23 protein-coding genes and 1 tRNA gene are annotated in these 23,131 nt (G+C 33.8%); 13 read left to right on the forward strand and 11 right to left on the reverse strand.

Going from position 1 to position 23,131, the window contains the following annotated elements; translation table 11 throughout:
* The first annotated feature begins 50 nt into the window (after window positions 1–50).
* The gene (locus ASF10_RS04720) at window positions 51–506 is read left to right on the forward strand and encodes an SRPBCC family protein (protein ID WP_056246086.1); all 456 of its coding nucleotides are present in this window, start codon (window positions 51–53) and stop codon (window positions 504–506) included.
* A 69-nt stretch (window positions 507–575) separates the two neighbouring features.
* Window positions 576–974, forward strand: coding sequence for a DUF1090 family protein (locus tag ASF10_RS04725; RefSeq protein ID WP_056246089.1), 399 nt, complete (start codon window positions 576–578; stop codon window positions 972–974).
* A gap of 292 nt (window positions 975–1,266) precedes the next feature.
* Here ASF10_RS04725 and ASF10_RS04730 read toward each other — a convergent pair whose 3' ends face one another.
* Together ASF10_RS04730 and ASF10_RS04735 are read right to left on the reverse strand one after the other, a co-directional pair.
* Window positions 1,267–1,569 (reverse strand): hypothetical protein, encoded by a 303-nt coding sequence (locus ASF10_RS04730; protein WP_131726505.1) that lies wholly within the window; start codon window positions 1,567–1,569, stop codon window positions 1,267–1,269.
* 121 nt (window positions 1,570–1,690) lie between these two features.
* Window positions 1,691–2,497 carry a hypothetical protein gene (locus tag ASF10_RS04735; protein ID WP_056246094.1) on the reverse strand — a complete coding sequence of 269 codons (807 nt, stop codon included), beginning with the start codon at window positions 2,495–2,497 and terminating at the stop codon, window positions 1,691–1,693.
* A 220-nt stretch (window positions 2,498–2,717) separates the two neighbouring features.
* Between ASF10_RS04735 and gcvP the strand changes: the two genes are divergently transcribed.
* The 6 genes from gcvP to ASF10_RS04765 all read left to right on the forward strand — a co-directional run bounded on the left by gcvP (window position 2,718) and on the right by ASF10_RS04765 (window position 10,150).
* Window positions 2,718–5,567 (forward strand): aminomethyl-transferring glycine dehydrogenase, encoded by a 2,850-nt coding sequence (gene gcvP / locus ASF10_RS04740; RefSeq protein ID WP_056246095.1) that lies wholly within the window; start codon window positions 2,718–2,720, stop codon window positions 5,565–5,567.
* A 314-nt stretch (window positions 5,568–5,881) separates the two neighbouring features.
* On the forward strand, window positions 5,882–6,940 hold the full coding sequence (locus ASF10_RS04745) for a 3-oxoacyl-ACP synthase III family protein (RefSeq protein WP_056246098.1): 1,059 nt from the start codon (window positions 5,882–5,884) through the stop codon (window positions 6,938–6,940).
* A 161-nt stretch (window positions 6,941–7,101) separates the two neighbouring features.
* Window positions 7,102–7,629 (forward strand): methyltransferase, encoded by a 528-nt coding sequence (locus ASF10_RS04750; RefSeq protein ID WP_056246100.1) that lies wholly within the window; start codon window positions 7,102–7,104, stop codon window positions 7,627–7,629.
* Window positions 7,630–7,715: 86 nt separating this feature from the next.
* Window positions 7,716–8,564, forward strand: a complete 849-nt coding sequence (locus ASF10_RS04755) for a glycosyltransferase (protein WP_056246103.1) — start codon at window positions 7,716–7,718, stop codon at window positions 8,562–8,564.
* A gap of 78 nt (window positions 8,565–8,642) precedes the next feature.
* Window positions 8,643–9,389, forward strand: a complete 747-nt coding sequence (locus ASF10_RS04760; protein ID WP_055091648.1) for an MlaE family ABC transporter permease — start codon at window positions 8,643–8,645, stop codon at window positions 9,387–9,389.
* Window positions 9,389–10,150: an ABC transporter ATP-binding protein gene (locus ASF10_RS04765; protein ID WP_056246106.1), complete on the forward strand. Its 762-nt coding sequence runs from the start codon at window positions 9,389–9,391 to the stop codon at window positions 10,148–10,150. The genes ASF10_RS04760 and ASF10_RS04765 overlap by 1 nt, the downstream gene beginning before the upstream one ends.
* A gap of 98 nt (window positions 10,151–10,248) precedes the next feature.
* Here ASF10_RS04765 and ASF10_RS04770 read toward each other — a convergent pair whose 3' ends face one another.
* The 4 genes from ASF10_RS04770 to ASF10_RS04785 form a co-directional block, all read right to left on the reverse strand.
* Window positions 10,249–10,851, reverse strand: a complete 603-nt coding sequence (locus ASF10_RS04770) for a SprT-like domain-containing protein (protein ID WP_056246107.1) — start codon at window positions 10,849–10,851, stop codon at window positions 10,249–10,251.
* A 97-nt stretch (window positions 10,852–10,948) separates the two neighbouring features.
* Window positions 10,949–11,626, reverse strand: coding sequence for an SDR family NAD(P)-dependent oxidoreductase (locus ASF10_RS04775; protein WP_056246110.1), 678 nt, complete (start codon window positions 11,624–11,626; stop codon window positions 10,949–10,951).
* A 36-nt stretch (window positions 11,627–11,662) separates the two neighbouring features.
* Window positions 11,663–12,640 carry a M20/M25/M40 family metallo-hydrolase gene (locus ASF10_RS04780; protein WP_056246113.1) on the reverse strand — a complete coding sequence of 326 codons (978 nt, stop codon included), beginning with the start codon at window positions 12,638–12,640 and terminating at the stop codon, window positions 11,663–11,665.
* Window positions 12,641–12,773: 133 nt separating this feature from the next.
* Window positions 12,774–13,916: an acyl-CoA dehydrogenase gene (locus ASF10_RS04785; protein WP_056246116.1), complete on the reverse strand. Its 1,143-nt coding sequence runs from the start codon at window positions 13,914–13,916 to the stop codon at window positions 12,774–12,776.
* 481 nt (window positions 13,917–14,397) lie between these two features.
* On the opposite strand from ASF10_RS04785, the gene ASF10_RS04790 reads away from it, so the two are divergent.
* The 3 genes from ASF10_RS04790 (at window position 14,398) to ASF10_RS24210 (ending at window position 17,606) form a co-directional block, all read left to right on the forward strand.
* A complete protein-coding gene (locus ASF10_RS04790; protein WP_056246118.1) occupies window positions 14,398–14,973 on the forward strand; it encodes a chalcone isomerase family protein in 576 nt (191 codons plus the stop codon).
* A 140-nt stretch (window positions 14,974–15,113) separates the two neighbouring features.
* A complete protein-coding gene (locus ASF10_RS04795) occupies window positions 15,114–16,340 on the forward strand; it encodes a Glu/Leu/Phe/Val dehydrogenase dimerization domain-containing protein (RefSeq protein ID WP_055091664.1) in 1,227 nt (408 codons plus the stop codon).
* Window positions 16,341–16,703: 363 nt separating this feature from the next.
* Window positions 16,704–17,606 (forward strand): hypothetical protein, encoded by a 903-nt coding sequence (locus ASF10_RS24210; RefSeq protein WP_056246120.1) that lies wholly within the window; start codon window positions 16,704–16,706, stop codon window positions 17,604–17,606.
* Window positions 17,607–18,058: 452 nt separating this feature from the next.
* Here the strand turns inward: ASF10_RS24210 and ASF10_RS04805 are convergent, their stop codons facing one another.
* Both ASF10_RS04805 and ASF10_RS04810 read right to left on the reverse strand, forming a co-directional pair.
* Window positions 18,059–18,454: an ExbD/TolR family protein gene (locus ASF10_RS04805; RefSeq protein ID WP_056246122.1), complete on the reverse strand. Its 396-nt coding sequence runs from the start codon at window positions 18,452–18,454 to the stop codon at window positions 18,059–18,061.
* A 3-nt stretch (window positions 18,455–18,457) separates the two neighbouring features.
* Window positions 18,458–19,153, reverse strand: coding sequence for a MotA/TolQ/ExbB proton channel family protein (locus tag ASF10_RS04810; protein ID WP_055091669.1), 696 nt, complete (start codon window positions 19,151–19,153; stop codon window positions 18,458–18,460).
* Between the two features lie 130 nt (window positions 19,154–19,283).
* Between ASF10_RS04810 and ASF10_RS04815 the strand changes: the two genes are divergently transcribed.
* Window positions 19,284–20,510: a bifunctional folylpolyglutamate synthase/dihydrofolate synthase gene (locus ASF10_RS04815; RefSeq protein ID WP_056246123.1), complete on the forward strand. Its 1,227-nt coding sequence runs from the start codon at window positions 19,284–19,286 to the stop codon at window positions 20,508–20,510.
* Window positions 20,511–20,688: 178 nt separating this feature from the next.
* A tRNA-Val gene (locus tag ASF10_RS04820) sits at window positions 20,689–20,766 on the forward strand.
* Window positions 20,767–20,822: 56 nt separating this feature from the next.
* On the opposite strand, the gene ASF10_RS04825 is transcribed toward ASF10_RS04820, so the two are convergent.
* The 3 genes from ASF10_RS04825 to ASF10_RS04835 form a co-directional block, all read right to left on the reverse strand.
* Window positions 20,823–21,242 (reverse strand): hypothetical protein, encoded by a 420-nt coding sequence (locus ASF10_RS04825; protein WP_131726506.1) that lies wholly within the window; start codon window positions 21,240–21,242, stop codon window positions 20,823–20,825.
* 313 nt (window positions 21,243–21,555) lie between these two features.
* Window positions 21,556–22,326: an SDR family oxidoreductase gene (locus ASF10_RS04830; protein WP_056246127.1), complete on the reverse strand. Its 771-nt coding sequence runs from the start codon at window positions 22,324–22,326 to the stop codon at window positions 21,556–21,558.
* Window positions 22,327–22,357: 31 nt separating this feature from the next.
* The gene (locus ASF10_RS04835) at window positions 22,358–23,113 is read right to left on the reverse strand and encodes an SDR family NAD(P)-dependent oxidoreductase (RefSeq protein WP_056246130.1); all 756 of its coding nucleotides are present in this window, start codon (window positions 23,111–23,113) and stop codon (window positions 22,358–22,360) included.
* Window positions 23,114–23,131 lie beyond the last annotated feature (18 nt).

Raw genomic sequence — 23,131 nt, forward strand, 5'->3', positions numbered from 1 at the left:
TATTCTATAAATATGTCGTCCCTCTGGGACTTGAAATATTCCTACTAACAATGACAATAATCAATCTCACCACAAAAATAAAAGCGCCAAAACAACTCGTTTTTGATGCATCACGAAATATTGATATTCACCAGAAATCTGCGAGTAAATCAAATGAGGTTGCCATCGCAGGAGTAACATCCGGTTTAATTAATTTAAACGAAACGGTAACCTGGTGGGGCAAACATTTAGGGTTTTATCTCAAACATAAAAGCCGAATTACCGCAATGACCTTTTATCATTATTTTGTAGATGAAATGGAAGAAGGAAAATTCAAGTTCTTTAAACACGAACATTTTTTTGAAGAAGAGAATGACATTACAATTATGACGGATAAAATGCAATATGAAACTCCGTTTTCAATTTTTGGAAAATTATTTGATGTTTTATTCCTGAAAAGACATCTCACTAATTTTCTTTTAGAGAGGAATAAGGTGTTAAAAGAAGTTTCAGAAAAAATTAATTAATATAATTTTCTTACTTTTACGAAATGCTACTCTTTGTTGTAGTTTAAATTAAAATTAAAAAAAAGACTTATGACTTTAAAAACTAAAATTTTATCAATAGCATTTTTTGCTATTTCATTTATAGGATTTTCGCAAACTAATTGTGCAACTTTAAAAGGTTGTGAAAGAAAATTATGTGAGTTAAACACTAAATTAGCAGCTGCTAAAAAAGCAGGGAATCAAAACCAAATAAAAGGAGTTGAAGATGCTATTTCGAAAACCAAAAAGAATTGCACCACAAAAACAGTAACTACGGATCTTGATAAAAAAGTAAAAGAAAAACAACAAAAAGTCAACGAAAGAACTGCCGATTTAAACGAAGCAATTAAAGACAAAGAAAGCAAGGAAAAAATCGACAAAAAAAGAAAAAAATTAGAGGAAGCAAAAGCTGATCTGAATAAAGCTTTGATGGAACAAAAAACGAAATAATAGTTTTAAATTTTTTCTCTAGCAGATTTAGCAGATTGGGCAGATTTTTAAAATATTAATTTCAATTAAACTGATTCTTTCACTTTCTTTTAAAATGAAACTCTGATTTTATGGTTTGCGTGAGGGATAGAAGCGGATAGCCCACAGCCTGACGAAGGAAGTGCGAGGACTTGCAGCGAATAGCCCGACCCGGAGGGATACGCCCAAAATAACATTTTAAATGTCTTCATAAAAAACCCGATGTTCAAAACAACATCGGTTTTTTTATTATGCATTGAAAGAGAATTATATATTAAATGTCTTCTCTATTGGTAGCCTTCATTACAAAAGTAAAATACAAAAAAACGGTAAGGGCATTGATAAATAAATGCTCAAGAAAAACATAAATACTCATTGGAGGCATAAACCAGCTAAAAACGCAAGTTCCAAAATATGCACTTAGATAAAGCATTGTTTTTTGATAGAAGATTACAATTTTTTTATTGATGTGAAACAACAAAAACAACCATAAAATCAATTTATTATTTAGCGCCATCGCAAAAACCAAAGAAAAAGCACAAACGAATATGGTAACGCCAAAGTAAGACTCAATCATAAGAGGCCAGATAAAACAGATGAAGAAATTCCATCCAAAAAACAAGGCCAGAAATTGTAAAAAAGTAAATTTAAATCTTAAAAAGTATATGTTTTCTTCCATAAAATATCATGAATACAATTTATAAAAAAACCATCATGAGCCACCAAAAAATTGGTACGCTTTCGACCCAGAAAGAAGTATAATATTTAGAACGATTTGGGTTTGCAAATAATATGAACATCATTAACATGACGACCATAATAAGGTTAATAATGAGATCGTGAAATGTGAATGTCAAAATTCCGACAATCCAAAACGGAATTAAAAGTGAGAATCCCAGAATCTTAGTGCGCTTCACGCCTATTGTTTGCGGAACAGTTTTGAGATGCGGATCGTCATTTGCCAAATCTAAAATCTCAAAAACTAAAATCAGGACAAAAACTAAGACAAAGCGCTGAATGCATTTTATAAAAAAGTTGGGTGAAAACGGAATTTCGGCATTGATATATGGCAAAACCAAAGTGGCTCCAACCCAACAAAGTGCAACGATATATATTTTGACTCCTGCCCAATTTCGGGCGTTTTTTCTATTGGGGAAAAACGGAAGTGTATAAAGCGCGGTTATTGCAAAAATCACTACCGAAACAATTTGTGTAATTCGCTTTAGATGGAAAAAATAATAGCCAACCAAAATCACCGAAATCAGACTTAAAACAGCGATAATTTTCAATTGATTTCCTATTGGTTTTTGCTGCAAACGAACCAGCGCGTCATATTTAACAAAATTATACCCCACAATTGTTCCAAAAAAAACAAACAGAGCCATTGGCTCATCATACTGAATATGAAATACATGAAACGTAACCCGTACTAAAGCATAACAGGATAAAGCCACATGAATACTGCTATTCAGGTAAAAATCGAATATCTGTTTTAATAGTTTCATTTCTTAAATCTAATCAATTATTAACAAATCAACTCATTAGTTGTAAATTTCATAAAAATTGAAGTTAAAAATACCTATTAAATTATTAATAATACTTAATTTTGCGCCACAAAAAAACAACACATTTACTATAAAATGTAATAAACCTTGTGTAACACTTGATTAGATCAAAACAATGCACTTTGCAAATTACATTCTTTAAAAAATTAGATAGCTACAAATGAAAACAGATGCTTTTGCTTTAAGACACATTGGCCCAAGAGAAACAGATCTTCAACACATGTTACAAACCATTGGGGTTGAATCGATCGAACAACTTGTTTACGAAACCCTTCCGGATGACATTCGTTTAAAAGCACCTTTAAATTTGGATCCTGCAATGACGGAGTACGAGTTTGCAAATCATATTCAGGAATTAGGGAAGAAAAATAAAGTATTCAAATCATACATTGGTTTGGGTTATCACCCTACTATCGTTCCGGCTCCAATTCAGAGAAATATCTTCGAGAATCCAGGATGGTATACTGCTTATACACCTTATCAGGCAGAAATTGCTCAAGGTCGTCTTGAAGCAATTCTAAATTTCCAAACTACTGTTATTGAATTAAGTGGAATGGAAATTGCAAACGCTTCTTTACTTGATGAAGGAACTGCTGCTGCCGAAGCTATGGCTTTGTTATTTGATGTTCGTACACGTGATCAAAAGAAAAGTAATGTAAACAAGTTCTTCGTTTCTGAAGAAATTTTACCACAAACTTTATCAATACTACAAACTCGTTCAACTCCTATTGGGATTGAATTAGTGGTTGGAAATCACGAAAACTTTGATTTTTCTAATGAGTTCTTCGGAGCTATTTTACAATATCCTGGAAAATACGGTCAGGTAAACGATTACAGCGCTTTTGTTGCTAAAGCAAAAGAAAACGAAATCAAAGTTGCCTTTGCTGCCGATATTTTATCATTAGCGACTTTAACTTCTCCGGGAGAAATGGGAGCTGCAGTAGTAGTTGGAACTTCACAACGTTTTGGTGTACCAATGGGTTATGGTGGTCCTCACGCTGCTTTTTTTGCTACTAAAGACGAATACAAAAGATCTATGCCAGGTCGTATTATTGGAGTTTCTATTGATGTAAACGGAAACCGTGCTTTACGTATGGCACTAGGAACTCGTGAGCAACACATTAAACGTGAAAAAGCAACTTCAAACATTTGTACTGCTCAGGTTTTACTAGCAGTTATGGCCGGAATGTACGCGGTTTACCACGGACCAAAAGGATTACAATATATTGCAAACAAAGTTCACGCATCGGCGGTTACAACTGCTGAAGCTTTAAATAAATTAGGCGTTTTTCAAACCAATACAGCTTACTTTGATACTATTTTAGTAAAAGCAGATGCTCAAAAAGTAAAAGCGATTGCAGAGAAAAACGAAGTAAACTTTTACTATGTTGATGCTGATACGATTTCTATTTCGTTAAACGAAACGACTTCAATTAACGACATCAACCAAATTATTGCGATTTTTGCTGAGGCTTTAGGAAAAGAAACTTTCACCGTTAATGAATTAACTGCTACAAGTCAGTTGCCTGCTTCATTAGAAAGAACATCTTCTTTCTTGACGCATGATGTTTTCAACAACCATCATTCAGAAAGTCAGATCATGCGTTACATCAAAAAATTAGAACGTAAAGATTTATCATTGAATCATTCGATGATTTCATTAGGTTCTTGTACGATGAAATTAAACGCAGCTTCAGAAATGTTGCCTCTTTCAATGCCAAACTGGAACAGCATTCACCCATTTGCACCAGTAGAACAAGCGGAAGGTTATATTACAATGCTTAAAAAATTAGAAGAGCAATTAAATGTAATTACAGGATTTACCGGAACAACATTACAACCAAACTCTGGAGCTCAGGGAGAATATGCTGGTTTAATGGCGATTCGTGCTTACCACTTATCTAGAAACGAAGGTCACCGTAATGTATGTTTAATTCCATCATCAGCTCACGGAACAAACCCTGCTTCTGCAGCGATGGCCGGAATGAAAATCATCGTTACTAAAACGACTCCGGAAGGAAACATCGACGTAGAAGATTTAAGAGAAAAAGCGATTGAACACAAAGATGATTTATCTTGTTTAATGGTAACTTATCCTTCGACTCACGGAGTTTTTGAATCTTCGATTATCGAAATCACAAAATTAATCCACGATAATGGCGGATTAGTATATATGGATGGTGCAAACATGAACGCACAAGTTGGATTAACAAATCCTGCTACAATTGGTGCTGACGTTTGTCACTTAAACTTACACAAAACATTCGCTATTCCTCACGGTGGTGGCGGACCTGGTGTTGGACCAATTTGTGTAAACGAAAAATTAGTTCCGTTTTTACCAACTAACCCAATCCTTAAAGTAGGTGGCGAACAAGCGATTACAGCAATTTCATCTGCACCTTACGGATCTGCTTTAGTATGTTTAATCTCTTACGGTTACATCACAATGATGGGAGCTGAAGGATTAAAAAGCGCTACAGAACACGCTATCTTGAATGCTAACTACATGAAATCTCGTTTCGAAGGACACTACCCAATTCTTTATACTGGAGAATGCGGAAGAGCAGCTCACGAAATGATTTTAGATTGTCGTTCGTTTAAAGAAAACGGAATCGAAGTTGGTGATATCGCAAAACGTTTGATGGATTACGGTTTCCACGCTCCTACGGTTTCTTTCCCTGTAGCTGGAACTTTAATGATCGAACCAACTGAATCTGAAGATTTAGCAGAATTAGATCGTTTTTGTGATGCTCTTATTTCAATCAGAAAAGAAATTGAAGTTGCAACAGCCGATGATAAAAACAACGTATTGAAAAATGCGCCACACACCTTGGCAATGTTAACAACTGACAATTGGGATTTTCCTTATACAAGAGAAAAAGCGGCTTACCCATTAGAGTACATCGCCGAAAATAAATTCTGGCCATCTGTTCGTCGTGTAGATGATGCATACGGTGACCGAAACTTAATTTGCAGCTGTGCTCCAATCGAAGCTTACATGGAAAACTAAAAATTAGTTTTTTAATATTATATCCAAACCCGACAGGTCTAAACTTGTCGGGTTTTGTTTTTTATTTTATATTTTGTTTCAGGTTTCAAGTTCTCGCATAACGTGAAACCTGAAACTTGAAACATTTTTTTAATTTCACCTACAATCTCAAACGTTTGAAATCTCGGTAAAAATCAAAAATCATTAAAAAATAAACAATATATTCCACAAATAATTATTATTTCATAATTATATGCATGCATAGTATTTTTTATGATAGTTATCATGATTTTATTTATACTTTAGCAATAAATTTATCGGATAATTATTGAATAATGAAAATAAAAATAATAGGCATAGGAAGTTATATTCCAAATAAAGAAGTAAGCAATACTGATTTTGACAAACATGTTTTTTTAAATGAAGACGGAACTCCTTTTGCTTACCCGAACGAAGTTGTAATTAAAAAATTCAAAGGGATTACCGGAATTGAAAACCGTCGTTATGCCGAAGATCAACATACCTCATCTGATTTAGCTTTTTTTGCTGCCGAAAGAGCACTTGAAAACGCTAAAATCGATCGCGAAACATTAGACTATATAATTTTTGCCCATAATTTTGGCGATGTAAAATCAGGAACAAATCAATCTGATATTTTACCAAGTTTAGCAACACGCGTTAAAAATAAATTGGACATCAAAAACCCTAAATGTGTAGCGTATGACATTCTTTTTGGATGTCCGGGATGGATAGAAGGTGTTCTTCAGGCAAATGCGTTTATCAAATCTGGTATGGCAAAACGCGTTTTGGTAATTGGGGCTGAAACTTTATCGAGAGTAGTTGATGATCACGATCGTGATTCTATGATTTATTCTGATGGTGCAGGAGCTTCAATTTTAGAAGCTTCTGATGATGAGGCAGGATTATTATCTTACGAAAGTGCCACTTTTGCAAATGATGAAGCCAACTTCTTGTACTTTGGAAAATCATATAATCCAGATTTAGATCCGGATATTAAATACATTAAAATGTATGGTCGTAAAATTTACGAATTTGCATTAAGCCAGGTTCCATGTGCGATGAAAAGCTGTTTGGACAAAAGCGGAATCGCAATTGATGACGTAAAGAAAATACTGATTCATCAGGCTAATGAAAAAATGGATGAAGCAATTATTGCACGTTTTTACAAACTATACGACAAAACTGCTCCAGAAAACATTATGCCAATGAGTATTCACGATTTAGGAAACAGCAGCGTTGCAACGGTTCCTACTTTATATGATTTACTGATTCAGGGAAAACTGGAAAATCATGAGATTAACAAAGGCGATGTTGTCATTTTTGCTTCGGTTGGAGCAGGAATGAATGTCAATGCATTTGTATATAGATATTAGATATAGTTTACAGTCACAGTATTCAGTCTCAGTTTACTGAAAACTGAGACTGAATACCGAAAACTAAGAAAGTCCGCATTTTAAAATGCGGACTTTTTAGTATATTTGCGACCTAATTATAAAATAAAGAACGAGAGATTGTTTCGTTCCTCGCAACGACTATGTACGAAAAAACGTTTCCAAATAAAAGATTCAAACTTACTTTAGAGTTTTTACAAAAACACGTTAAGACATCTGAAACCATTTTTGATTTTGGTGTACCAAATCCGTTTTCTAAAATAATGGAAGAAAATGGTTATACCGTAAAAAACACAAAAGGCGAAGATTTAGACAACGATCAAAAGGCACTACAAACAGAAGAATATACCGTTTTTACTGCATTTGAAATTTTCGAACACTTGCTGAATCCATATACCATTCTGCAAAACGTAAAATGTGACAAGTTGTTAATTTCAATTCCGTTACGTTTATGGTTTTCACCGGCATATCGTTCTAAAACAGATATGTGGGACAGGCATTACCATGAATTTGAAGATTGGCAGCTAGACTGGCTTTTAGAAAAAACAGGCTGGAAAATAACGGATCGCCAAAAATTCACACATCCCGTGAAAAAGTTTGGATTCAGACCTCTATTAAGATATTTCACTCCAAGATATTATATTGTAGTAGCAGAAAAAATCAAGATTTAAGATTTTTGATTAACGATTTTTGATTTTTGATTTTTAGATGACACCAACAATCTAAAATCTAAAATCTAAAATCTAAAATTTTTTACATGAAATATTACATCGTTATTCCCGCGCACAACGAGCAAGATTTAATTGGCTTGACTTTGCAATCTTTAGTTACGCAAACTGTTTTGCCATCAAAAGTTGTTGTTGTTAACGACAACTCAACTGATAAAACAGAAGAAGTAGTATTGGGATTTGCAAAAGAAAATCCGTTTATATCTGTTGTAAATAAAACTTCGGACGCAATTCATATGCCGGGAAGCAAAGTAATTCAGGCATTTCAGAAAGGTTTCGAAACGCTGGATTCAAATTATGATATTATTGTAAAAATAGATGGTGATTTAATTTTCCCGCCGAATTATTTTGAAACTATTATCAAACATTTTGAATCTGATCCCAAAATTGGAATGGTTGGAGGATTTTGTTACATCGAAAAAAATGGCGATTGGATTCTAGAAAACCTAACCGATAAAGATCATATTCGTGGTGCATTGAAAGCGTATCGTGCGGCAGCTTATCAGCAAATTGGAGGTTTAAAACCTGCAATGGGTTGGGACACGGTAGATGAATTACTGTGCAAATATTATGATTGGAAAATAGTTACTGACGAATCTTTACATGTAAAACACCTTAAACCAACAGGCGCAAATTACAACAAAACAGCACGTTATAAACAAGGAGAAGCTTTTTATACACTGGGATACGGTTTTTGGATTACCGCAATTGCATCAGCAAAGCTGGCAATGATGAAGAAAAAACCATTTTTATTTCTTGACTACATAAGAGGATTCTGGAAAGCAAAAAAAGCCAAAACACCTTTATTAGTCTCCCCCGAACAAGCTAAATTTATAAGAAATTATCGTTTTCAAAAAATGAAACAGAAGCTTTTTTAGTTTTTAAAACTTAAAAAACTGTAAACTGAAAGTGTAAACTGTAAACTAATCCTTAATTTAGCCAATATTACTAAAATTATGATGCTAATTCGTTATATATCTCAAATAGGAAGATATTTTTTAATGCTGAAAGAAATTTTTAACAAACAGACTAAATGGCCTGTTATGAAAAAATTGATTTTCAAAGAAATTGATGATTTAATAATTGACTCTCTTGGCATCGTTTGCTTTATCTCTTTTTTTATTGGAGGAGTTGTTGCTATTCAAACTGCATTAAACTTAACTAATCCTTTAATTCCAAAATATTTAATTGGTTTTGCTACACGTCAATCTGTGATTTTGGAGTTTGCTCCTACTTTTATTTCGGTAATTATGGCCGGAAAAATGGGATCTTACATCACATCCAGTATTGGTACAATGCGTGTTACAGAACAAATTGATGCTCTTGAAGTTATGGGTGTTAACTCATTGAACTATCTTGTTTTTCCTAAAATAGTAGCTTTATTAATGTATCCTTTTGTAATTGGTATTAGTATGTTCCTTGGTATTTTTGGAGGATGGCTTGCGTGTGCATACGGAGGATTTTCGACCAGCCAGGATTTTATTCAGGGTGCACAAATGGAATTTATTCCTTTCCACATTACATATGCCTTTATTAAAACTTTAATTTTCGCAATGTTATTGGCTACAATTCCGTCTTTTCACGGATATTACATGAAAGGTGGCGCATTAGAAGTTGGTAAAGCAAGTACAGTTTCATTTGTATGGACATCTGTTTGTATTATTCTTTTTAATTATATATTAACTCAATTATTATTAGGATAATGATAGAAGTAAAAAACATAGAAAAATCATTTGGTGACAGTAAAGTTTTAAAAGGGGTTTCGACCGTTTTTGAAACTGGAAAAACCAACTTAATTATAGGACAAAGTGGATCCGGAAAAACCGTTTTATTAAAAACTTTGTTAGGCATTCATACGCCGGATTCCGGAACAATTGAATTTGACGGAAGAGTTTATTCTGAATTAAATCCGGACGAAAAAAGAGAATTAAGAACTGAAATTGGAATGGTTTTTCAAGGAAGTGCTTTATTTGATTCAATGACTGTTGAAGAAAATGTCGCTTTTCCTTTGAAAATGTTCACTAACGATAACAAAGCTAAAATTCAGGAACGTGTTGATTTTGTTTTAGAGCGTGTTAACTTAGTTGATGCCCATAAAAAATTACCTTCTGAAATTTCCGGAGGTATGCAAAAACGTGTGGCAATTGCCCGTGCGATTGTAAATAATCCAAAATATTTGTTTTGTGACGAACCTAACTCTGGTCTTGATCCAAACACTTCTACTTTGATTGATAATCTGATCAAAGAAATTACCGAAGAATATAATATCACCACCGTAATTAATACGCATGATATGAACTCGGTAATGGAAATTGGCGAGAATATTGTTTTCTTGAAAAAAGGTGTAAAAGCGTGGCAGGGAACTAAAGAAGAAATCTTTAGAACAGATAATAAAGATATTGTGAAATTTGTTTACTCTTCGAACTTATTCAAAAAAGTGAGAGAAGCATATCTTAAAGGATAAAATTCAAAGATCCAATTCTGAAAGAACTCAATAAAAAAATCCCAAATTTCAATTTTTAAAATTGGGATTTGGGATTTTTTCTTTTTTTGGGATTTAACCTAATGTGAGTTTATCAATTCTACCTCAGCATTTGGATTAAAAAGATACGTTCTTCCTGAGCTTATTTCGATACATTCAAAACGTTTGGTCCTAACGGCTAACTTCTTGAATATTTTTCCATTTTTGATTCTGAATACACTTCCATAAGGGATTTCAAAAACGTAATTTTTGTCGTTTTGCGCATCGTATTGCTTTAAAGCCAAAGACAAAGTAGTATCGGTGTCACTACTAGCAGACGGATTCTTAAAATGCCTTGCTAATAAGGGCAATAATTGCCCGGGGAAAATTTCCGGACGAATAAAAGGAACCATCATACGTTGAAAAGTAAGTTTCCATTCATTTCCGTGAGGTTTTATTTGTCGCCCAAACTTTTCAAATGCCACTAAATGTGAAATCTCATGAATCAACGTAATCAAAAAACGATACTTATTTAAACTGGCATTTACCGTGATTTCATGTTTGCCGCTTGGTCCTCTCCTATAATCTCCATGACGCGTTTGACGCTCATTTACGATTTTAAGATGAACCTGATTGGCAACAATCAAATCAAACACAGGCTTTACAGCATGTTCCGGTATATATCTGGCTAATGTTTCGTTCAAAATAATTATGAGTTATAAAGTATCTTTTTTTTAATCAAATGAAATAACAAAATGGCTTCGACTTCGCTCAGCCTGACAATTACTAATCTATAAATAATTAAGGATTCGTTGACGAAACCTCTAACACTTTCCCGTTAAAATATTTATTTCCGTTCAGGGTAAAATCATAAATATATGTTGCCATTCCGTCAGCAGAAATTGGCGCCTGATAACCCGGAAAAGCTTCATTTAGCATTTCAGTCTGAACAGAACCCAAAGCCAGAACATTAAATGAAATTCCTTGTTCTTTATATTCTTCGGCTAATAATTCTGTTAAGGTAATTACTGCTCCTTTACTGGAACTATAAGCTGCTAATCCAGCAAATTTAAGACTTCCTCTTACACCACCAATTGAACTAATAGTTACGACATGACTTCCTTTTTGAAGATACGGCAGACAAATTCTGGTAAGATTCGCCACAGCAAAAACATTTACTTTATAAATGCTTTCAAAATCAGCCTGAGTTGTTTCTGCAAAAGGTTTTAATAATAAAGCTCCGGCATTGTGAACAACTGCATCTACTTTTTTCCAAGTCGATGATAAAAACTTATCTACTTCCTGCAAAGCACTATCATCTGCCAAATCAATTGAAAGACAAGTAACATTTTGATGCTCTAAAAGTATTTGAGGTATTTTTCTTGAAATGGCTAAAACCTGATTTCCAGCATTTGCAAATTGCAATGCTAATTCGTAACCAATTCCTCTACTGGTTCCGGTAACAATAATATTTTTCATAAGGCAAAAATAAGCAAATCCAATAATATAGTCCGGTTATTTATTCATTGTAATTTCTTGTGTTGGCGAAATGGCAATTTTAGTAACCGCAGGTAAAAACTCCTGAATAAAAGAAGTTATGTGAGGAACATCCATTACTTTAAATTCGTCTGAAACATGATGATAAAAATCAAAATTCTCAAAATCAAAAGTACTTATTGATTGACACGGTTTCTTGAATACTTCATAAAAAGAATAATTATCTGATCTGTAGAACAATTCATATTCGGCTTCTTTAGGCAAAAAGCCAATTGTTTTTTTACCCGTATATTCATTTATTTTTTGAGCCATATTCGATTTGTCAAAGCCTGTAACATAAGCCAGATAATCACGTTTCATAGGTACACCAATCATTTCGATATTTAATTGTGTGTATAAATTGAAGTTTTGTTTCTTTAGTTTTTGCACTAAACTTTTAGAACCTAACAATCCTTTTTCTTCTCCTGCAAAAAACACAAATAATAGGCTTCTTTTATTAGATTTTGTCACGCTAAAATATTTTGCCAGTTCCGCGACAGCTGTCACTCCTGATGCATCATCATTTGCTCCGTTATTTATAACATCACCTTGTTTGTTTTTCTCTAAACCAATGTGATCATAATGTGCACTTAAAACAATAAACTCTTTTTTCAGGACAGGATCAGTTCCTTCTAAGAATCCAACGATATTATATGCAGGGGTTTTAAAATTAGTAAGTGTATCTCTATAAGATGTGAAATAAGGTTTTACATTATTTTTCTTAAAAAAATCCTCTAAAAACAATGCTGCTTTTTCAATTCCTCTAGTTCCGGTTTCCCTGCCTTCTAATTCATCTGAAGAAAGATATTTCAGGAAATCCGAGACTTCGTTTTGTTCTACTTTATAACTAATCTCAATGGGTTTAGAAGTTGCTATTGTAGCTTTTTCACTTACTGCTGTTGGATTTGACTTGCAGGCTAATAAAGCAATCGGAAGTAGAAAGTATATTTTTTTCATAGAGAGATTGTAATTTTAGGTAAATTATTGGTTTAAAACAATAAACTTCTGAAATGTAAAAAAAATAATTATAAAAAAACCCTTTCAAAGCCAAAAAAGCTGAAAGGGTATTTATATAAAATTAAATCGAAAATTATCCTGCAATAACTGATCTTGAAATTACGATTTTCTGAATCTCTGAAGTTCCTTCGTAAATCTGGGTAATCTTTGCATCACGCATAAAACGTTCTACGTGGTATTCTTTTACATACCCGTTTCCTCCGTGAATCTGTACTGCTTCTACTGCCGTATCCATTGCTACTTGCGAAGCAAATAATTTTGCCATTGCACCACTTACATCGTAGTTTTTTTGTTGGTCTTTATCCCAGGCTGCTTTCATACATAAGTGACGAGCTGCTTCTATATTAACCGCCATATCTGCCAGTTTAAAAGCAATTGCCTGATGATTACAAATTTCTGTTCCAAAAGCTTTACGTTCTTTCGAATATTTCAAAGCCAGTTCATAAGCTCCTGAAGCAATTCCTAAAGCTTGAGATGCAATCCCAATACGTCCCCCAGCAAGGGTTTTCATAGCGAATTTAAATCCGAAACCGTCTTCTCCAATTCTATTTTCTTTAGGAACTTTTACATCACTAAACATCAAAGAGTGTGTATCAGAACCACGAATTCCCATTTTTTGTTCTTTTGGACCAATAGAAAAACCTGGCATATCTTTAGTCATAATCAAAGCATTGATTCCTTTGTGCTTTTTCTCCGGATGCGTTTGGGCAATTACCAAATAAACCGATGCAGTGTTTCCGTTTGTAATCCAGTTTTTCGTTCCGTTTACGATATAATGATCTCCCATATCAACGGCAGTAGTTTTTTGCGAAGTCGCATCACTACCCGCTTCCGGCTCACTTAAGCAAAATGCGCCGTGAATTTCTCCAGATGCAAGACCCGGTAAATATTTTTGTTTTTGTTCTTCGGTTCCAAATTCTTGCAAACCCCAACAAACTAATGAGTTGTTTACTGACATAACTACTGAAGCGGATGCATCAACCTTAGAAATTTCCTCCATTGCAATTACATACGAAATAGCATCTAAACCACTTCCTCCGTATTTAGGATCAACCATCATTCCCATGAATCCTAATTGTCCCATTTTTTTTACTTGCTCCGTTGGAAAAATTTGTTTTTCGTCACGCTCAATAACACCTGGCAACAATTCGTTCTGAGCAAAATCTCTTGCTGCTTGCTGTATCATTAAGTGTTCTTCGGTAAGATTAAAATCCATAGTTATCTGTTTTATTGTTTTCTGTAAATCAAATTTTGGAAGAGGATTTTACAGATGGTTATTTTTGTTTTTTGAATTATTTTTTTCCTTGAAAAGGCTCCCAAAGATAATTTTTAAAACTGGAATTAACAATGCATGCATATAAATTTAATAGATCAGCAACAATTACGATAACGTTTTCGTAATAATAACGAAATTTAGCAATACTGGCAGTAAGTTTGCAACGTTTTCTTTAAATTTTAAGAATATAAATACACTAGAAAAACACTAAAAATCAAAAGTTATATACGTTTTACAACTTCAAAAACATTAAACAAATCTTAAAAGGCAAAAAACGACGTAAAACTACTCTTACTAATTTGATTATTAATTAAATAAGCTAAAAAAAAGAAAAACACAATAAAAAAAAACTTATTTAAAAACGTCGTTTAATTGATAAATTAACATTATTTTTGCCTAAAAATTATAAAATTGACAGAACATGAAAAAGATTTTACTATTACTTACTCTTCTTTTAAGCGTACAATTTTCTACCGTTACAGCCCAGACTCAACTGGAGGTAAATGGTGTTACAGTTCCTAGAAAAATTGAATTTCAAGGTAAAACTTTACAACTTAACGGTGCTGGCGGGAGATCTAAAATGTGGCTCGAAGTTTACGTTCAGGCTTTATATTTATCTCAATTAAGTCAGGATCCTCAATTTATTATTGACAGTGATACTGAAATGGCGATTCGAATTGAAATAACATCATCGATGGTATCTTCAAACAAATTGACAAAAGCAATGAATGCCGGTTTCGAAAAATCTGCAGGAAGCAATCTTGAAGAATTAAGACCAAGAATCGAACAATTCAAAAAATTACTAAGTGATGCAATTACAGAGAAAGATGTATTTGTTTTAGGTTATAATCCACTTGACCAAACTATCAATGTTTATAAAAATGAAGTTCTAAAAGGAAAAGTTTCCGGATTTGATTTCAAAAAAGCATTATTCGGAATCTGGCTTTCTGATAAACCAGTAGATGATACTTTGAAAAAGCATTTGTTAGGAATATAATTTACATTTAAAAAATATTCTAAAGCCGAAAACGTACTGTTTTCGGCTTTCTTTTTTTGTTTAATAAAAATTGATGCACAATACATTATTCGCATTATTCTATTTTATACTTTTACGCAAACTAAACATATCTCAACAAAATGAAAGATTTATTACAGCAATTTGAAAATAAACCACCTGAAATTGTTTTTAACTGGAAAGATTCTGAAACAGAAGCCGAAGGCTGGACTGTTATTAATTCACTACGCGGAGGAGCTGCAGGTGGAGGAACAAGAATGAGAAAAGGATTAGATATGAATGAAGTTTTATCCTTGGCAAAAACAATGGAAGTTAAATTTTCTGTTTCCGGACCAGCAATTGGAGGCGCAAAATCCGGGATAAATTTTGATCCAAATGATCCTCGTAAAAAAGGTGTTTTGCAACGTTGGTACAAAGCGGTTTCGCCTTTATTAAAAAGTTATTACGGAACTGGTGGAGATTTGAATGTTGATGAAATCCACGAAGTTATTCCAATGACTGAAGAATGTGGTGTTTGGCATCCGCAAGAAGGCGTTTTCAACGGTCACTTTAAACCAACAGAAGCTGATAAAATAAATAGAATTGGTCAATTACGTCAGGGAGTTATCAAGGTAATTGAAAATCCTAAATTCTCACCGGATGTAACCAGAAAATATACTGTGGCCGATATGATCACAGGTTATGGCGTTGCCGAAGCGGTTCGTCATTTTTATGCAACTTATGGCGGAGATATAAAAGGTAAAAAAGCAATCGTACAAGGTTTTGGAAATGTAGGTTCTGCAGCTGCTTTTTATTTGGCCGAAATGGGAGCAAAAGTTATTGGTATTATTGATCGCGATGGTGGATTAATTAAAGAAGAAGGTTTTTCTTTTGAAGAAATTAAAACGTTATTCTTAAACAAAGACGGTAATAAATTAGTTGCCGATAATATGATTCCGTTTGAAGAAATCAACTCAAAAATCTGGACTATTGGTGCTGAAATTTTCACGCCTTGTGCTGCATCAAGATTGGTTCAACAAACTCAAATTGATAGCTTAATTGCAAACGGATTAGAGGTTATTTCTTGTGGTGCAAATGTTCCTTTTGCTGACAAAGAAATTTTCTTTGGTTCTATTATGGAGGAAGTAGATCATAAAGTAAGTTTGATTCCGGACTTTATCTCAAATTGCGGAATGGCAAGGGTTTTTGCTTATTTCATGGAGAAAAAAGTTCAAATGACAGATGAAGCTATTTTTAATGACACATCAGAAATTATAAAAAATGCGATTGTAAAAGCTCACGCTTTAAATCCATCTAAAACAAATATTAGTGCAACTGCTTTTGAAATTGCATTGAAACAATTAGTATAATTTTCTTTATACATTCATTCTAAGCGGGCTAAATTTTAGCTCGCTTTTTTTATTTAAAAATTTAAACGCAAAGTTCGCAAGGGTTTACGCAAAGCACGCTAATTTATTTCTCGCAAAGACACAGAGTCGCAAAGTTTTTCTTTTTTAAGTTTTTCTTTGCGACTCTGCGACTTTGCAAGATTAGATAAAACAGCTTTGTGAACTTACCAAAGTTAGTTTAAAGCAACTCAACAAAACTTTGCATACTTTGCGAAAAACCTTAGCGAGCTTTGCGGTTAAATTAAGCCTGGCCCTTTCATTCTAAACAATTTTTACTACTTTTAAACGTTTTTATTAAATACTATTACAAAACTCAGAATCTAAATGACTTCTACCGATTCTTCAGATAAAAGAAAATCATTATTAATATCTACAGCTATTTATGCTGTATTGTTATTGCTTTTATTTTTCATTCGTTTTTGGCCTCCTTACAATCCTGAAAATAATGCAGCACTTGCTGAAGGTGGCGGCGGTGGCGGTGTAACGGTGAATTTTGGAGACAGTGATTTAGGATCTGGAGCAAATTATAAAAGTGAAGTTTTGAATGTTAAAAACGAAACGAAACAAACTCCTGCAAAAGCAACTCCGGAAGAAGCAATTATAACACAAGAAAATACGGCTACTACTGCAGAAGACGTTATTATTCCAACGAAAGAAAAACCTAAGAAATCTGTACCAGTTGTAAAACCGGAAGCAAAACCAGTTCCGGAGAAACCAAAAGTTTCGAACTCTACAAACGATGCTTTATCAAGTATTTTAAAAGGTTCTAACAAAGGTGGCGATGGCGATGATAAAGCAGCAGGAAATAAAGGAAAAGCCGGCGGAAGTTTAAGCTCTGGAGGATATTACGGCACTGGAGGTTCTGGTGGCGGAACAGGCGGAGGAAACGGTACAGGAAATGGAGTTGGAACCGGAAGCGGTTATGGAGCCGGAAGCGGCGGAGGTTCTGGCGGCGGATCAGGTTATTCATTAAACGGAAGAAAAGCTTTATCTAAACCTGCACCAAAATATACTTGCAACGAAGAAGGAAAAGTTGTAGTTGAAGTTACAGTAGATCAAAACGGAAAAACGATCAGTGCTGTCCCGGGAATAAAAGGAACTACAAATACAGCAAGATGTTTACTGGATCAGGCAAAAATTGCTGCCTTGAATACAAAATGGGATGCTGATGATAATGCACCTGCAAAACAAGTAGGGAAAATTATCTATAATTTTAGTTTGGACTAATGAACTGATTCATCAATTTATATAAAATAAAAAAAGGCTTTCTGAAATTTCAGAAAGCCTTTTTTTATTAATTTATTTTGTTCGTCTGGGTTTGTCATTTCGAGCGAAGGGAGAAATCACAATAGATGCTCGACAAAGATTGGATATTGATTGCGGAGTTACTTGCGAAGATTTCTCCTTACGTCGAAATGACAAGATTGTGTGCTTAATTCTAGTGAGATTGCTTTGTTCCTCGCAATGACAGACTCAATACAACTTTCCTTTAATCTATTCTCTTTCCTCTTTTTTCTTTTTTCTATACTCTTTCTTCTATTCTCTTTCTTCTTCCGCGTGAGGGATAGGAGCTGGCTACCGAAGTAGCGTGGATAGCCCGACCGGAATAAAAAAATGGGCGAATCAACGTTTTGCTGATTTGCCCATTTTTTTATTGTGGTCACGCCATAATGATAATTTTACTTTGGGCTTGTAGCAATAACAAATTTCAAATTGTTCTTCACTCCTATTTGCAATACATCGACTAAATCCTGTACTTGCAAATTAAACGGAATTCGAACTACAACGGTTTGGTCTTTGTCTGCTCCTATTTTTGACATTAAGCTGGTTTCAAGATTTTCGAAATCTACCGGTTCTTTGTCAATGTAGAACTTTTTATCTTCGGTAACTGATAAACTGATCAGTTGTTTGTTTGTTTTTTCATTTGATTTCGCTTTTGGCAAAGTCATTTTGATAACATTAGGATTTGCAAGTGTTGAGATAATAAGAAAAAACAACAGCAGGAAAAACATAATATCACTCAAGGATGAAGTCGCCACTTCGGCATGAAATCTTCTTTTTCTCTTAATAGACATACCTTATGCTCTTTGAATTATATTGACAAATTCTAATATTTGTTTCTGGATTTTTAAAGCAAAATCATCAATTTTTCCGTTTAGTAAATGGTAAGCACTATAGGCAATAATACCTACAATAAGTCCGGAACCGGAACTAATCATTTTTTCGTATAAACCTCCTGAAATGTTTCCGATACTAATATTCTCTGTTACTGAGATACTGTAGAAAATCTTGATAACTCCGGAAATTGTTCCAATAAAACCTAAAGTTGGCGCAATACCTGCAATAAGTCCCAAGTGACCTAAACGACGTTCCATTTCACCAATTTCGATATCAGCGGCACGGTCCATATTTGATTCGATTTCAGCAATTGGCCTTCCAATAACTAAAACTCCTTCTTTCAAAATGTTTCCGGCAGCCGTATTACTTCTTTCTACAATTGTTCTGGCTAATTCAATATTTCCGGCATTTAGTTTATCCCCTACATCCTGCATTAATCTGGCATCGATTTTTGAAGCTTTACTGATATATAGATAACGTTCTATAATAACATAAAAAGTATAGAATAATAAGATAGCGATCGGGATCAGGAAAAAACCTCCTTTTAGTATGAATCCTAAAACTGAGATTTCAGTATTTGGTGCAATTTTTTCGATAACTACGTTTGATGCGGCGTTTGCAATGGTGTCTGTTTGTAATTGAATAAAACTAAACATATATTAATTCTGGTTTTTATTAATTAATTCTAAAAAATATTTGAAATTTGCAATAAAGATAATTTTCGCTGTAATATAAAACTAAAAAAAACGGAAATTATTTCAATCAACAACTATTTTATCCAAATACATGAACTATCAGGAAACCACAAATTGGATGTTTAATCAACTCCCTATGTATCAACTTCAGGGAGCTTCGGCATATAAAGAAGATTTGACCAATATTAAACTATTGGCGACACATCTTAAAAATCCACAAAACGAGTTAAAATGTATTCATGTTGCGGGAACAAACGGCAAAGGATCTACTTCGCATATGCTGGCTTCGGTTTTGCAGGAAGCCGGATATAAAGTTGGATTGTATACTTCGCCACATTTAAAGGATTTCAGGGAAAGAATTAAAATTAATGGTGTCGAAATTTCAGAAGATTTTGTTTGTGAATTTGTCGCGAAACACAAAGACTTTTTTGAAGCAAATGATATGAGTTTTTTCGAAATGTCTGTAGGTTTGGCTTTTGATTATTTTGCCTCAGAGAAAACAGATATTGCGATTATTGAAGTTGGTCTTGGCGGAAGACTTGATGCTACTAATATTATTACGCCATTAGTTTCGGTTATTACCAACATTGATTTAGATCATACTCAGTTTTTAGGAAATACTCCGGCATTAATTGCAGCGGAAAAAGCCGGAATTATAAAACCAAATGTTCCTGTTGTTATTGGTGAATATACGAATGAAACACAGTCTGTATTTTTGGCTAAAGCCGACGAAAATAAAGCGCCAATTTATTTTGCTGCTGATTTAATTTCAGAAGTTTTTCCTTCGGATTTAATTGGAGATTATCAATTTCATAATAAAAAGACGGTTCAGCAAACTATTGCTGTTTTGAATTCTCAAAATGAATTTAAGGTTTCAGATGAAAAACTAAAATCTGGTTTATTAAAGGTGATAAAAAATACCGGTTTACAAGGAAGATGGCAACAATTGGGCGAAAACCCAAAAATCATTTGCGACACGGCACATAACAAACACGGATTGGCTGTGGTAATGAATCAGATTAAGAAAGAAACTTTTGATCATTTACATATTGTTTTAGGAGTTGTAAATGACAAAGACCTGGATTCTATTTTGCCTCTTTTTCCTAAAAATGCACAATATTATTTCTGTAGACCTGATTCGTCGAGAGGTTTACCGACTGAAATTTTAAGAGAAGCGGCTAAAAAACATGATTTATCAGGAGAAGAATATGATTCTGTAGAGCAAGCCTTCTCTGTTGCGAAGCAAAATGCTACTGAAAGTGATTTTATCTACGTTGGCGGAAGTACTTTTGTCGTTGCCGAATTGCCATTAGATTAGCGAAATTTTAAATTGTCTGAAAAAGACTAAAAAAACTTCTTTTATAATAAATTCAATTACAACGAGATAGAAAAAACTTTAAAAAAACTTTAAATTTTTAGCGTGTTTTGCTTGCAGAACTAAAAAAGTGGCTTATATTTGCACTCGCAATCACAAACGATAGCAACCTAGTAAAATAGGGCGATTAGCTCAGCTGGTTCAGAGCACCTCGTTTACACCGAGGGGGTCGGGGGTTCGAACCCCTCATCGCCCACCAAGAAACTCCTTAAGAAATTAAGGAGTTTTTTTTATGTCTATTTTTCTTGATCCATACTATTTTTTCGCCTTTTCCTGAATAATCTGGCTTTTTATAGAATCAGTATGTTTTAAGGTGTCATTTTCTTTATTAATGATTTCATTATCATTAATCGAGTCGTTATCAATTACTGCTGGTTCTCCCTCTAGTGCTGCTTTACCCATACAGCTTGTTAAAGTAAAAAGAAGACTTAAAGAAAACAGTGCAACTTTTTTAATTGGTTTAATCTTAATTCTGCTAATTCTATTTCTTAAATTAGAATATTTGATACTATTCTCGGTCTCAATTTGATCAAATTTAAAATGCCCACAAATACTTTCCTGATTTGATTTTTTTTCAAGCAAATAATTTTTAATTTCAAGATTCTCCATTTTGGTAAAATCAATTACTGTTTTATTACAGGAATTACAAAATTTACCATTTTTATCTGGTATCATCGAATTCCAATTTTGATTACAAGGTTTTGGGATAGTAATTTTATTTTCCATTTTATCTCAAGATTATTATTTGATTTTTAGTTTCAGTTAACTTTTTTCAAATATTACAAATATAATGCCACCGTAAATTAGCTTTAAAACCGAAGAAAATCCTTCATTATCTTATTGCCGGTTTATTCCTGTCTTGCAAAAAACTATTTGTAAAAACATTTTAAGAGCACAAAAAAACTCCTTAAGAAATTAAGGAGTTTTTATTGTTTGCTTCAATTCGTTTTTGATAAGTAAAGATTGAAAACGAAAAACAAGAATTAAATTATCTCATCAGGCTGATATTTGTCAGACCACCATCAGATAAGATTTCTGTACCAACTATAAAAGCAGAATCATCTGACGCTAAAAATACCGCAGCATGCCCAATATCAGACGGAAGTCCTTGCCTGCCTACGGGTGTAATATCTACCCACATTTGTTTTACGATTTCTAATTGTTCCTGAGGTACGATTTTTCCAAAAACCGGTGTATCAATAGAACCTGGAGAAAGAGCATTTACTCTAATTTTTCTTGACAATAAATCCAGAGATAAACCTTTGGCCAATGATATAATAGCTGCTTTTGCTGCTGCATAAATAGCCATACCTGGAGCAGCGCGATGAGCAGCACTTGATCCAATCAGGATTACAGATGCTCCGTCGTTTAAATACGGAAGCGCTTTTTGTACCGTAAAATAGGCACTTTTCAAATTAAGATCCATATAGCTGTCATAACTTTCTTCGGTAGCATTTTCTATGGTTCCCATTTCTACACCATCTACTGCACCTCCGGCATTTACTACCAATACATCAATTTTACCAAATTTATCAAAGGTCTTTTTAAATGTATTTTCTAAATCACTAATATTCGTGACATCACCTTGAATACTGATAAAATCTTTACCCAGAATTTCTAAAGCATCACTTAATGTTTTCTCATTTCTTCCTGTAATGGTACCAACAGCTCCTTCGTTTTTGAACGCCTCTGCAATGCCAAATCCAATACCACTATTACCGCCTGTAACTACTGTTACTTTATTTTTTAATTTACTCATTTTGTTCCTTTTAATTTTTTAACAGATGAAATTATATACCGTAAATACCTCCTGAAACCGAAATTTTTTCTCCCGTGATCCATCCTGCGTCATCAGATGCGATAAATACGGCAACTTTTGCGATATCTTCCGGCTGTCCTGTACGACCAAGTGGTGTAGTGGCGACTAATTTTGCTTCAAAATCACTACCAATAAAACCGGCGCTATGTGAACCTTCTGTTTCTACCACGCCAGGCAAAATAGAATTAATACGGATATTTCTTCCGCTAAATTCTTTAGACAAAGAAATTGTAATGGCGTCTAAAGCGGCTTTGGTTGCAGAATACACTGCGCCTGTTGGCAACGGTGTATTACTTGCGCCTGAACTAATGTTGATAATATTTCCTCCTTTTTCACCAAACGATTTCAAAGATGCCTGAATAGCAAATAACGATCCCAAAACATTAGTATTAAATTGCTTGTGAAAAGATTCCTCTAACGGCTCTTCAATTGGAGCATATTGGTAGATACCTGCATTATTTACCAAAATATCTAAAGTGCCGAAAGCAATTTTTGTTTCCTCAAAAAGTCTTGTCACGTCTGACTCTTTTGAAACATCGCCTTGTACTGCGATTGCATTTCCGCCATTATCTCTTATTGCTTTTACCACTTTTTCTGCATCTTCTTTACTTGATGCATAATTAACGACAACTTTTGCACCTTCTGCTGCAAAATATTTAGCAATAGAAGCACCAATTCCTTTTGAAGCTCCGGTAACTATTGCTACTTTATTTTTTAATTTGCTCATTTTTATATGTTTTTAATA

Source organism: Flavobacterium sp. Leaf82, from assembly GCF_001422725.1.
In the GTDB taxonomy this organism is placed as follows: Bacteria; Bacteroidota; Bacteroidia; order Flavobacteriales; family Flavobacteriaceae; genus Flavobacterium.